General features: G+C 44.4%; 13 protein-coding genes. 9 read left to right on the top strand and 4 right to left on the bottom strand.

The features are described 5' to 3' along the window. Positions 1-274 precede the first annotated feature (274 nt). Positions 275-1792, bottom strand: coding sequence for a leucine-rich repeat domain-containing protein (locus MKX40_RS30025; protein WP_339238768.1), 1518 nt, complete (start codon positions 1790-1792; stop codon positions 275-277). 372 nt (positions 1793-2164) lie between these two features. On the opposite strand from MKX40_RS30025, the gene MKX40_RS30020 reads away from it, so the two are divergent. The 7 genes from MKX40_RS30020 to MKX40_RS29990 all read left to right on the top strand — a co-directional run bounded on the left by MKX40_RS30020 (position 2165) and on the right by MKX40_RS29990 (position 8239). Then, positions 2165-3055 carry a diacylglycerol kinase family protein gene (locus tag MKX40_RS30020; protein ID WP_339243251.1) on the top strand — a complete coding sequence of 297 codons (891 nt, stop codon included), beginning with the start codon at positions 2165-2167 and terminating at the stop codon, positions 3053-3055. 147 nt (positions 3056-3202) lie between these two features. Further along, positions 3203-4120 (top strand): aldo/keto reductase family oxidoreductase, encoded by a 918-nt coding sequence (locus MKX40_RS30015; RefSeq protein WP_253442051.1) that lies wholly within the window; start codon positions 3203-3205, stop codon positions 4118-4120. Between the two features lie 273 nt (positions 4121-4393). Beyond that, the gene (locus MKX40_RS30010) at positions 4394-5776 is read left to right on the top strand and encodes a transcriptional regulator (protein ID WP_339238767.1); all 1383 of its coding nucleotides are present in this window, start codon (positions 4394-4396) and stop codon (positions 5774-5776) included. A gap of 245 nt (positions 5777-6021) precedes the next feature. Continuing rightward, a complete protein-coding gene (locus MKX40_RS30005) occupies positions 6022-6192 on the top strand; it encodes an aspartyl-phosphate phosphatase Spo0E family protein (RefSeq protein WP_339238766.1) in 171 nt (56 codons plus the stop codon). 99 nt (positions 6193-6291) lie between these two features. Further along, positions 6292-6672 (top strand): GntR family transcriptional regulator, encoded by a 381-nt coding sequence (locus MKX40_RS30000; RefSeq protein ID WP_339238765.1) that lies wholly within the window; start codon positions 6292-6294, stop codon positions 6670-6672. Further along, positions 6669-7544 carry an ABC transporter ATP-binding protein gene (locus MKX40_RS29995; RefSeq protein ID WP_339238764.1) on the top strand — a complete coding sequence of 292 codons (876 nt, stop codon included), beginning with the start codon at positions 6669-6671 and terminating at the stop codon, positions 7542-7544. The genes MKX40_RS30000 and MKX40_RS29995 overlap by 4 nt, the downstream gene beginning before the upstream one ends. Further along, positions 7541-8239 carry a hypothetical protein gene (locus MKX40_RS29990; protein WP_339238763.1) on the top strand — a complete coding sequence of 233 codons (699 nt, stop codon included), beginning with the start codon at positions 7541-7543 and terminating at the stop codon, positions 8237-8239. Before MKX40_RS29995 ends, MKX40_RS29990 begins: the two co-directional genes overlap by 4 nt. A 169-nt stretch (positions 8240-8408) precedes the next feature. Here the strand turns inward: MKX40_RS29990 and MKX40_RS29985 are convergent, their stop codons facing one another. The 3 genes from MKX40_RS29985 to MKX40_RS29975 form a co-directional block, all read right to left on the bottom strand. Next, the gene (locus MKX40_RS29985) at positions 8409-8924 is read right to left on the bottom strand and encodes a hypothetical protein (protein WP_339238762.1); all 516 of its coding nucleotides are present in this window, start codon (positions 8922-8924) and stop codon (positions 8409-8411) included. Between the two features lie 52 nt (positions 8925-8976). Beyond that, positions 8977-9762: an isocitrate lyase/phosphoenolpyruvate mutase family protein gene (locus MKX40_RS29980; protein ID WP_339238760.1), complete on the bottom strand. Its 786-nt coding sequence runs from the start codon at positions 9760-9762 to the stop codon at positions 8977-8979. 73 nt (positions 9763-9835) lie between these two features. Beyond that, complete coding sequence (locus MKX40_RS29975; protein WP_339238759.1) at positions 9836-10897, bottom strand: trifunctional transcriptional activator/DNA repair protein Ada/methylated-DNA--[protein]-cysteine S-methyltransferase; 1062 nt, start codon at positions 10895-10897, stop codon at positions 9836-9838. 306 nt (positions 10898-11203) lie between these two features. Here MKX40_RS29975 and MKX40_RS29970 point away from each other — a divergent pair, with 306 nt between their 5' ends. Continuing rightward, positions 11204-11581, top strand: coding sequence for a LysM peptidoglycan-binding domain-containing protein (locus tag MKX40_RS29970; RefSeq protein WP_339238758.1), 378 nt, complete (start codon positions 11204-11206; stop codon positions 11579-11581). Between the two features lie 185 nt (positions 11582-11766). After that, positions 11767-12336 carry a hypothetical protein gene (locus MKX40_RS29965; RefSeq protein ID WP_339238757.1) on the top strand — a complete coding sequence of 190 codons (570 nt, stop codon included), beginning with the start codon at positions 11767-11769 and terminating at the stop codon, positions 12334-12336. Positions 12337-12666 lie beyond the last annotated feature (330 nt).

The following is a 12666-nucleotide window of genomic DNA, read 5'->3' as shown; positions in this document are numbered from 1 at the left end:
ATATTACGTTCAGTATAACAACTCTCGCGGCAAAAGAAGATATACTTAACCGTGTAAAATTTGCCCTAATCCGAGATAGAATGTTACAAGTTCATGCTCGTATAAACAGTTGGTACGGTGCATTTACTTATGATTGATTCTATCCATATACCACTATCCAATGTCGTAACACTATTGTCATAACACATGAAAAATCCCCGCTGATCGTTCAAGGCGGGGACTTTGCTATGTTTCTCATATTCTCTTATGGCTGAAATTGAACGTGAGATACGACTTAAGGCTGTACACGATCACCGAGCTGTTTATTTTCAAAAATCAGAATCGTTTTACTGCTACCGATGTAACCAACAGAGGCATTGAATTGCTCTGAAATGAAGCGAACAGGAACAAAAGCTTTGCCATTTCTCATCATTAGAGGAGCATCATTGATCGCAAGTGTATCGTCCACGATAACCTGCTTGTTGCCCACGCTCCAGCGTATCGTTTTGTCATTCTGTGTGATCACGGCTTCGCGCGTACCGCTGTTCCAGTTCACACTGGCGTTTAATTGCTCCGAGACAAAGCGCAGAGGCACATAGGTCCGCCCTTCATCGATAAAAGGTGCAGCATCCAGTGCATAAGCACGATCTCCTACATAGGCAGTGGTAGACCCTTCCATTAGACGCTGGAAGCCGCCTTGCGGCGTCCGTTTCTGCTCCCGCACATTCATCCGGTTCAGAATCTGCATCGTCTGACTGCCACTTGTGACATCCAGATAATTGTTCTGCACGGTAAGCCCCGCAGGCTCAACCTCTGAGACAGATGTCTGAATACCTGAGGATAACAAGGTCGACGCTGAGATATCCTGAATGGCGTTCGTCGCAGACTGATCACGGGTAAACGTAAAACCTGCAATCGGTGTCAGGTCCCACACCCGGTTGTTGGATAATTTTAATACGTCCAAACTTGATAGTTGCCGAAGAGGTTCCAGATCATAGATCTGATTGGATTCTGCATTCAGTTCCTTCAGACCAGTCAGTCCCTCAAGCCCCTTGAGGTGTTGTACTTGGTTACCAGAGATATCAAGTGTCCGAAGCCGTGTCAGGTGCTCCAGTGGTGTCAGGTCCGTAATGTGATTGCCTGCTACATTCAGATTCCGCAGGGTATTTGGCAATTCAGCCAGTAGTTCCAGTGTCTGAATCTGGTTGTTTGCAACATTGAGTTGTTGGAGCCGTTTCTTACCCATGAGCGGTGTCAGATCACTAATGGAATTGTTTGAAATCTCAAGCCATTTCAGTGCATCCGCATCCGAGAGGGCTGCAAGACTGGCAATCTGGTTACCGCTGGCGTGGAACGTATGTAATCGGTTGAACCCACGTACAACCTCTATGGATGAAATGGAATTGTTGCTGATATACAGCCGTCCCAAGTCTTTCAATTCAGCAAGTGCGTCTATGGATGTAATGTAATTGTTGCGAACATCGATCTCGCGAAGCTGGGTTAGGTGCTCCAGCGGTGTGAGATCCTCAATCTCATTCCCATATAATCGGAGGTGAGTCAGGTTGGTCGCATATTCCAGACCGGACAGGCTCTGAATACCTGCATTGCTCAGGTCCACCACTTCAAGCTGCTCCAGATCAGATGAAGTCAGTGGAACATCGAGAGGTTTATTCAGGATTAGCTTCAATCCGTCTTCAAGTAAGGGATCCTCGATGATTCCCTCACCCGAGTCTGTAGTTGTGTAAGCCATGGCTTGCCCCGATGCCCCGAGACTTAGGATGAATACTAGAAATAATAGAGTCACTCTTCTCATTGCATGTATTTCCTCCGATTTTTAGAATTATAAAATAATCCGAACGATTGAGTTAGATAAGTATCGTATTTACACCATAACAGAAGGTTGTTCTGCCCACGGAGTGTTGCGTGTAGATTGAATAGTTTAATATATGCAGTTTTGGCTAAAAGCACATCTATAGTTATTAACCCGTCAACAGGAAAAAGGAACACAAAATTTCATAAGGGGTATTCTCTTACTTCTATTCTATATGAAACAAGTCCTGCTCTGCACTCTTCAGAGACATGTTTATCAAAAAAAATAAAGCATCCCTTGCTGACCCTATTCAACCCACCCTTGAAACGGGTAAAGATGGAGTAAAGATGCCAATTTGGAGGGGAAGATGTGAGTATGCGCCAAGCCATGATCATTAGCAATCCGTCGTCAGGTAAGGAAGAGGCCGATCAGTATGTGTCTCAAGTCAGAGAAATTCTGGAGTCGCAGCAGTATGAGGTAGTTATTAACGAGACGGCCGGGGAAGGTGATGCGGTGGGCTATTGCCTGAACGCCTGCAAGGATGGCTGTGATCTGGTCATTTCCATCGGAGGCGATGGAACACTGCATGAGACGATTAATGGCATGATGGATCAGAACCATCGTCCCCGATTGGGCATCGTACCTTTAGGTACGGTGAATGATTTTGCACGTGCGCTGAATATCTCGCTTGACCCGGAGGAGGCCATTCGGCAGTTACGTTCGGATCAGACCCATATCGTGGATATCGGGAAAATTAATGATCGTCTGTTTGCCAACGTGGTAGCAGCAGGTTCTTTGGCAGAAGCTCTATTCTCTGTATCCTCGGAAGAGAAGTCGAAGCTGGGTTCATTCGCGTATCTCAAGGAAGGTTTGAAAGACTTGGTGAATACACCAGCCAATCAACTGACCATTGAATATGACGGTCAGATCTGGGAGGGAGAATCTCCTCTTTTTCTGGCGGCGCTGACCAATTCGGTTGGAGGATTCCAGAAGTTGTCACCTGATGCTGAGGTGGACGATGGTTTGATCCATTGTTTTGTTGTTCGCAATATTAGTGTGTTCAACAGCCTGACCCTAGGTACTTCCCTGTTTTTTGGCAATCTGAAGGAGCATAAGGATGTGGATTATTTTACAGCCAAAGAAGTTCATGTTCGCTCAGACGAAGCCATTCGCACGAATGTAGACGGTGAGGAAGGTCCTGACCTGCCTATTCATATCACTGTCCTACCAAGGCATATTGAGGTTATCGTGCCGGAAGAAGTATAACTTCTTCTTTTCATAAGTATAGGCAGGAATCAAGAACCTATCATTTCTCCATATGAATGTAGGATAAATCTATTGAAACCGATTGCAGATATGTGTCACAATCAAAAGAAGATACACGATAATATTCGAATATGGAGGGAAAACATCTTGAGAACCATTAAATTGGGCAGCAGCACACTTGAAGTACCTGTAGTCGCTGTGGGTTGCATGCGGATTAATTCACTAGACGGTAAGGAAGCTGAACATTTTGTTCGTTCTGCAATGGAAGTTGGAGCGAATTTCTTTGACCATGCTGACATATATGGTACAGGAACATGTGAGGAGATCTTCGCCGAAGCAGTACAGATGAATCCCCAAGTTCGTGAAAATATGATTCTTCAATCCAAATGCGGTATTCGCAAAGGAATGTTTGATTTCTCCAAAGAGCATATTCTGAATTCGGTGGATGGTATTCTTCAGCGTCTGAAAACGGAATACCTTGACGTTCTGCTGCTGCACCGTCCGGATGCTTTGGTTGAGCCGGAAGAAGTGGCTGAAGCCTTTGATCAACTGGAGCGCGAAGGTAAAGTGCGTCACTTCGGGGTGTCCAACCAGAATCCGAACCAGATCGAACTGTTGAAAAAATACGTGAAACAGCCACTGGTTGCCAACCAATTGCAGATGAGTATTACCAACACAACGATGATCGACAGCGGAATCAACGTGAACATGGAGAACGATGCTGCGGTTAACCGTGATGGCAGCATTCTTGATTATTGTCGTCTCCATGATATCACCATTCAGCCGTGGTCCCCGTTCCAGTACGGATTCTTCGAAGGCGTATTCCTGGGTAGCGACAAGTTCCCGGAATTGAATGCTAAGATCGACGAGATTGCTGCGAAGTATGACGTGAGCAATACAACGATTGCAATCGCTTGGTTGCTTCGTCACCCTGCGCAGATGCAGCCTGTGACAGGCACGATGAATATTGAACGTCTGCAAGATTGTGTAAAAGCAGGAGATGTTCATCTCACTCGTCCAGAGTGGTATGAAATTTATCGTGCGGCAGGTAATATACTGCCTTAAATGCAAGTTATAGTGAGCATACTGACTAATGAGTCAGTTGAGAGCACGAGCCGATAGATGGCTCGTGTTTTTTGTCTATTTTCAGGTTTGATGCCGAGTACGTTTCCGATATAAAATAAGGATAGGGGTCTGTATTTTAATTAAAGGATTAAAATGTAATTAATACAAATTAGTTGAAATTATTATATTGACCGATACTTTTTAATTACATATAATTACTTTTGCATACCGATAATCCTGTATATGTTTTTTATTTTGGAGGGTGGTGTTCGTTTGGAGCCGACAACCACGATACGCGATCATTTAGAAAGTTATTTGAAGCGTGAACAGATGTCCATTAGTCATTTTTCGGAAACGTCAGGGATTAATTCGGGTACGCTGAGCAATATTTTGAATAAAAATCGGCCTATTGCCATGCAGCAGTTGGATCGTATTACTTCCGCCATGAGACTGGAAGAAGGTTACTTCTATGAGTTATACATAGATGAGTGTTTTGTACATGCAACCCCGGACTGGCGAAGGTTGGGACCGTTCCTTCATCGCTGCGCCGAGTTGGACAAGCTGGACTGTATTGAAGAGGTTATTCGTCTGATGATGGATAATCTGTCCTATATTCCTTTGTTATTTGATGTGGCTGAAGAATTCTACCAAGCAGGTAAATTCAAACCGGCCATCCTTCTATACGAGAACATCGCTGAAAGCGAGAAAATGCAGCATTCCGAGCGGCTTGCACTCTGTCAGTATCGGCTGTTCAGGTTGGGGTTAACCAATGATCAGCAGCGGAATCTGATTATTGCAGCTCGGTTTGAATACTATGTGGATCGGTTGGATGAACGTTATCAGTTGGATGCGCTTAACGAACTCATTAATGCGTTTGGAGCATTGCATAGATGGAACAAGGTTCAGGAGTTATCTGAAAAATTGAAAGTAAAAGCGTCCATTCATTATGAGATGAATGGACGACGGAAACAAGAAGAGACGAAAAGACCCATTGTCTTCTATATTCTTTACTCTTATCTAGCTGCAGGAAGTGCCTGTTATCATTTGAAGGACTACACTGGGGCACTTAACTATGTTTCTTTATATTCGGATAACCGCTGGGTGAGGAACCCGGATCAAGATGAGATGGTCGTTATGAATCAGTTTCAGGAATGGGCTGAAGCTAATCGTTATATATATCATTTAATGGGTGGTCAGTTTGAGGTATTACCTGATTATCTGGCGTATATTTCAACAAAGGAAAATGAGATATTTCCAGCGCTTTGTGATATTGTAACGGCGGCTAATCGTTATGATAAGGATATTGATCATGTACTTAAACAGTATGAATCCTACTTCACTTATCAGGAACAGAGTAACCGGATTGGTAAAGTGAGCAGACAGGTTACGGATGATCGATATTTACGACTTTTAGCAGATTTGGGCGCATACTATTTAAAGAAGGACGAGTTTCATTTAGGAATAGAATTTGTTCTGGATAGTTTGAGATTTTCTATTGAAATTAGCAGTGGGCGAGGTATGCTTAGAGGTGTCGGACTGTTTGAGCAATACCGGGAATTTGCATCTGAGACGGCGAAACAGCAATACAAAATGATAATTAGTGAGGTGCAGAAACTCAATGAAGAGAAAGTTGGCTTTGCTGATAGCTACCTGTAGTATCGTTGTATTCACCGTAGCTCCTGCTACGGAACCTGTCCCAGACATTAACATCCCGAACCCCGAAATTATGAGACCTGCTGATCATGGATTTGGAACTTAATAAAATGTTAAGAGAAACGCTTCTGATTTATTTCAGAAGCGTTCTTTTTGTGTGTATTCAAGTGGAAGAATAAGTATGTCTTATCTCATATGCGCTTTTGATTGGCATAATACACTAAAATATGACAAAAGGGAGGGGTATTATGGATCGCCTGGATTTGATGTCACGGATCGAAGATGCCAGACAGTTGTTATATCGCATGCATATGGAGTACGACAGTCTGCTTCACCCTGAAGTGATCCAGCAATCCGTAGTCCTGGACGGTCTAATTAATCAATATAATAGAACCAAGGTAGAAAAGACGATGAATTAAGTTCGCCTATTTACATTTGCGTTTTTGTATACTATAGTTAGTTACATGAGTAACTAACCGACTAACTAACTAATGAATACGTATGAAAGTTGGAGGCACATGAAATCGACTTTGGATGAATCCCAGCCTATTTTTCATCAGATTGCCACGATGATTATGGACGATATTGTGGAGGGCAGATTGAAGGTGGAAGAACAAGTTCCCTCAACCAATGAGCTGTCACGCTTCTACAACATCAATCCCGCTACAGCCCGCAAAGGACTCCAGGAACTCGTGGACAAGGGGATAATATACAAACAGCGAGGTGTTGGGATGTTTGTTGCGAAGGGAGCAAGAGAAGCCTTGCTCATTGAACGAAAGCAGGATTTTTATGAAGAATACATTAAGCCTTTACTTGAAGAAGCCAGACGTATTCACATGAATGAAGACATGATTATTGATCTGATTCGCGGCAAGCAAGATAAGGAGAGTGAGTTATGATTCATATGGAGCAAGTCAACTACAGTTATCAGAAGACACCCGTTCTGAACCAGGTTACGCTGCATGAGAGTGAGCCAATCATTAGTGCAATCTGGGGAAGAAATGGGGCGGGCAAAACAACCCTGATGAGTATACTCGCAGGGCATAACCGCCCGGACAGTGGAACCGTTCAGATCATGGGTCAAGATCCCTATAATAATCTGGCTGCTCAAGAGCATCTATGTTACATCCAGGAGAATCATCCCTTGGGGAAAAACTGGACGGTTAGTGATATGGTTCAAATGGGGCAATATTTTCATCCGCAGTGGAATCAGGAATTGGCGGAGCGGTTAATCGATGTGTTCGAATTACCAGCGAAGAAGAAGATCAATAAATTTTCGAAAGGCATGAAGACAGCCACTCAGATTATATTAGGTCTTGCCAGTCATGCAAAGATAACTATTCTGGATGAACCGACCAATGGGCTCGATGCGGAGAAGCGTAAATTTTTCTATAATGCGCTACTGGAAAGTTACGAAGATGACCCGCGTCTGATCCTGATATCCAGTCATCATATTGAGGAGATTCAGCCTTTATGTGAGTCCCTTATCGTTTTGCAAGCCGGAGAGGTGATATTAAATCAGCCTATGGAAGAAATGCGCGAAAAAGGAGTTCTTCTAACAGGGAGAATAGAAGATGTTAACCGGGTGACAGCAGATGTTAAAGTTATCGAATCTTCCCAGATGGGATCGACTGTGAAAGTGATGATTGATGAGCCCTACTCGAAAATGTGGAAGGATATCGCTCATGCACAAGGGCTTTCCATTGAGAAAGCGACATTACAGGATTATTTGGTTAACAGGACCCGTAAACAAGAGGGGGTTAAACCATGAATGCAGTAAAAGGCACCAATCGTTTAATTCAGGATGATATGCGTTTGTATTTGATCATATTTACATCCATCGCTCTAATGCTCACTGTTGTATATCTGGCCATTGGTTTCATATTTGATGTCTCGTATACCACGCAGCTGTTTGGCCCCATGTACGGAGGGATATGCACGTTCGCGATCGGGGGGATCATTACTCTGTTCCCGGTTGCAATAGGTATGGGCAGTACACGAATTCAATTCATGAAATCCTTCTATATGAACTCGGTATGGATGGTTGCAGGTACCATGGCCATTTTACATGTGGTGTATTTCCTCATACACCTGCTTCAGGAAAGTGGTATGGTTGACGTTACCCTCTATCAACCAGGCATGTTGTATTCAAACGAATATCATTTCTTAGCCTACCTATGGATCGATCTGATGTGTGGCTTTCTCGTATTGGGATTCTCTGTCTTCCCAACGGTATGTTGGATGCGATTGGGGTTGCGTAACTTCTTCATTATGTTCTTTGGGGTAGGCTTGGTCATTACGCTGATTATTACATTGGGTGATCTTGGTGAGTTTATGTTGTGGATTGCTGGGATTAATCGCATGACATTGTTTACCGTTCTTGGGTTCATAGGTGGTGCGCTACTTCTCTCTACGTACCCGATGATGAAGAATGCGCCGCTTACCATGAAATCCAAAAGAGACTGACAGCATATTGTTATATGAAGCAACCGGGGCTAGTGAAAGTATGCGAAAATTCCTCGAATACCAAAGACACGAGTGCGAACACGCCTCGTGTTTTTGGTATCATCTTAGCTTGCTGACTACTGATTATACTATTCATCAATCGCTGTTCAATTCAAGGAATGTGTATGTGTTAAGCCTGAGCTTGTGGTTTGAATCCTTCGTCTTGGAGATACTCGCCAGCTTCGCTACGTGTTTCAAAGGCCATATCCAGATTATCGCCGGAATACACATACCACATGTCATCTTCATATTTTAAAGTCAGCGTATGTCCATCTTCATCGACCCATGTTCCGCCACCCGTAGAAGTTGGAGCCAATGCAGGAGCAGCTTTTATTTGTTCTGGCTCTTTGAATTCAACTGCATTGGGATTGTGAGACATCGCTTGGATCGTTTCATCTAACAAGGTGCGCAGATCTGCTTCGGAGTAATCGCGAATATTGACGAATCCTTTAGCATCGGTCTCATAGTCAGACAGTAGACCTGCATAGATATAACCGTTACCGTTAGGGTGAATGTGGAGAGCAACAATTTTTTTATCATACGCACTTTCCTCGTAGTGGAAATTCACACGACCGAGAGAAACGTCTTTGCGTTGCAGTTGGGGATACGATTGTAACACTTCAAGCTTTTGTTCCACGTTAAGCATAATTGCCTCCTAGTTAATGTTGGGTAGGGGTGATTATACCATAGGTGATCGCTTATGACGATTCGGAACTACTCAGCAAAATACTTCGCCCCAGTTCTTTCAGGTGTTCCATAGCTTGCAGGTAAGGATAAGGCCCATAGCTTACGCGTGCTACACCCAATGTGGCAAGTTGTTTGGGTGAAGGCTCAGGAGACGTAACCATGATGTTAATTGGCAGCGGTGAACGCTCACACAATTCTTGAATCAACTGGTGATCCTGTAAACCGGGTACGAACAGACCGCTGGCCCCTGCATCTGCATAACGGTTCGAACGCATGAGTGTTTCCTCCAGCAGGGAATGGTTATGGTGTTCCGGTGCATGTTGCAGAAAAATATCTGTGCGGGCGTTAATGAACAAAGGTATGCCTGCTTGCTCGGCAGCTTCCCGGGCGGCGGACAGTCTCGGGCATTGCTCCTCCACAGTGTACAATCCCAACCCAGCGGGAAGTTGATCTTCAATGTTAATTCCTACAGCACCATGATCGATGACTTGCAGGACATTTTGCTTCACTTCTGACACCAACCTCCCATACCCTCCCTCTATATCAATCGTTACAGGCAGATCCACGCTCGCTGTAATCCGTGCGAGATTGGCAAGTACCAGATGGAATGGCATGGCTTGGCCATCTTGCTCACCATGGGCCGCAGCAACGGACCAGCTTCCGGTCGCAATGGCCGTTGCGCCAGCGGATTGAATGGCTTGTGCACTTCCGGCATCCCACACATTGACCAGAACTAGTGGTTTTCCTTTCACATGGTATTGTTGGAACAACGCTGCCTTCTCTTCTAAGATCCTCATATTAGGATGACTCTCCTTTGTTATATCATGTATTCCTTTAGTATTTGATGCGTACTTTATTGCTTCATTTTCGTTATTCGCAGCTACCCTGTTCCTGTTGTTTCTCATGCGTCAAAAGCCAGTTCTTGCGAGTTAATCCCCCGCCGTATCCGCCTAGTTCACCACTGGCATTGATTACACGGTGACATGGGATCACAATGGCAAGCTGATTAGCCCCATTCGCCTGTGCTACGGCTCGGCAAGCAGTCGGTTTACCGAGTGCATTGGCAATTTCCTGATATGACCTCGTTTCACCTGCCGGAATGGCCATTAGCTGTTCCCATACCTGTTTTTGAAATAGTGTTCCTAAACAGAACAACGGAGTGTCGAATGCTGTCCTTTTTCCTTGAAAGTACTCGTTTAGTTCACGCTCAATGGACTGTATGGGAACCGTAGTACCAGGTACGATAGCTGATTTGGTCCGTTTGCGCAGGCGCTCAACTTCGCGTTCCAGGCCTCTACGATCCACAAATTCCAGTAAATATAGGGCCTCATCATCTGCAATAGCCATCATCGGACCAAGGCGGGTGTCAATCCAGGACGCTTTTAGAACTTGCCCTTCATGAACTTGAGTGGGAGCAGCACTCATGATCCGTGAAAAGGCATCGCGGAAGCCGCTGCTTGACTCGTATCCGGTAGATAATTGACTATCAATCACGGTGCGTCCAGAACGAATATTCTTCAGGGCAAGCCCCATGCGTCGGGCGCGGGCATATTCGACAAAGGTCATGCCAAACCGCTTCTTGAACTGTCGGCGTGCCGTAGATTCATCGATGGAGAGTGCCTTGAAGTCCTGTCCTTTCCAGCGTTTCTCCGGATTTCTCTCCACAGCTTCAACTAATAGGCGAACCACATCGGAGACTTGGTTGGGATGAGAGAGCGGGCGGCAGCGCTGGCAAGGGCGATAAGAGGCCAGAAGTGCCTGCTGAGCCGTCTCATAGAATTCGCAGTTTTCGAATTTTGGTTTTCGTGCAGGGCATGTGGGACGACAGAACACACCTGTGGTTCGGACCCCTACATAGAATAAACCCTCGTATTCCGAATCCTTGGCCACAAGCGCCTCGTAATATTGTTCCTTCAGATCAGCAGAAATCATGGGGGCACGTCCTTACCTCATTAGAATCTTTATCTATAACCTATTATAGAAAAGCGTTACAGCATGCATCGCCGAAAATCAGGCATGAATATTGGAAAGATTGCATTGAATATCCCGATGAAATTTGGTTGTTCAGAATTTGTTTAGAGTGAACTGGTAGTATAGACCTATCATCGTGAATCGACTTAGGCAAAGATACCTAGGTGTCGAAAAACATAATTGTATCTTGTTCATTGTTATAGGAAAAACACATAGGTAAACATGAAATTAAAGATTAACGGAATGAAATTTTGGAGGTCGACTAGAATGAAATATTCTACGTACAAAAGCATATATGAATCCGTTTATACCAAAACGTCTGATTCTCGCACCTTGCATATTAAAGAGCAATTCTTGCAGCGTGTGAAGACACCAACCCGGCTATTGAAGATCGCCACCATAACTCTAATTATAATCATAGGGTGCAGTGCTGTATTCACCGTGTTTGCCGGAGATGAGCAAGTGTTATCGGGGGACCGGATCGTTGTATCTCCGGGCGATACGCTGTGGGGCATCTCTGTGGCACATAAACCTCAGCAGATGGACACGCGTGTGTATGTAGAAGCCATTAAGAAAGTGAACAAACTTGAGCATAACGCCATCCGGATTGGAGAAGTGTTAGTTTTGCCGGGGTTTGATCGATAGAATCATCTGTGCATGATGTCATGAACAAAGCTCTTTTTTATTCATTGAAATGCTGTCACATACTGAATTTATGAATCATTTACATATAATGGAGCTTCATGAGGGACGATATGGTGTAGTGATTAATAAGTGGTGTGCTAGATGTATGTGCTGTAGATGAATGAAGGGAGAATGAGATGATGACCATGAATATAAAGAAATCTGTACTTTGCATGTCTGTGCTCTGTATTTCACTAGTCGTTAGTGCCTGTGGTGCCAAAAATAATAACGAATCCGTTCAGGAACACGCCTATCCACAATCGAAGCAACCCATAGAGGAAGCTGGAGAGAGCTCTGTGCCAAATGCGGATGCGAAGAATAACAGTGATCAAGGAAGTGCGAGTGGTGATGAGGGCAAGCCTGCGGCTCAATCGGAATCCACTGAACCGTCTGAGCAGATTGATATCGTCATTGACCAGTCGGAGAAACCGACCGAGGGCAACAGTTTTGATTTTGGCATTAAACAAGTACCGAAGGGCTATACACTAACGGAGATGCGATGGACGTCTAATACGGTAACCATTGTGAATTCGCTACAGGAAGCCATCGAACATGGTGGAAATGGCGAAGAGGGGTTTTACTTTAGCGGGAATGGACAATTCTCCGGATTTATCTACTCGGATGAGATGAAGGGTGAGCGTGGCAAAGCCACATTTGTCTTCACCAATGATGAGGGGAGCGAAATCATGGCCGAGAAGGAAATTACGTTGAAATAGCACATACATCATGCAGGCTCAGTCTGGAGCTTGTTGAACAGGAAAAGCAGCCCATTCGGCTGCTTTTTTTGACATGTATGATTACAAGGTCACCGATCTGTCTGTTGCTATATCTGTAAAGAATGAACTAAAGATTTACACAAGAACGTAGAGGACAGAAATAACCAGAAGAAGCGGAGCTAGAAGCTTTCTAAAGGAAAGGTGCTTCGGAAGCATAAACTTCGCCTTTATCCCCTGATTTTCACCTTTATAAAAATAATTAAAAAATCGGGGGATAACAGCGATCTGAAGGTTGTTCTGTCATCGGAGTGGCAAGTGTAAAATTACTTT

Source organism: Paenibacillus sp. FSL R5-0517 (genome assembly GCF_037974355.1).
Taxonomy (GTDB): domain Bacteria; phylum Bacillota; class Bacilli; order Paenibacillales; family Paenibacillaceae; genus Paenibacillus.
This window is presented reverse-complemented; position numbering and strand designations above follow the sequence as displayed.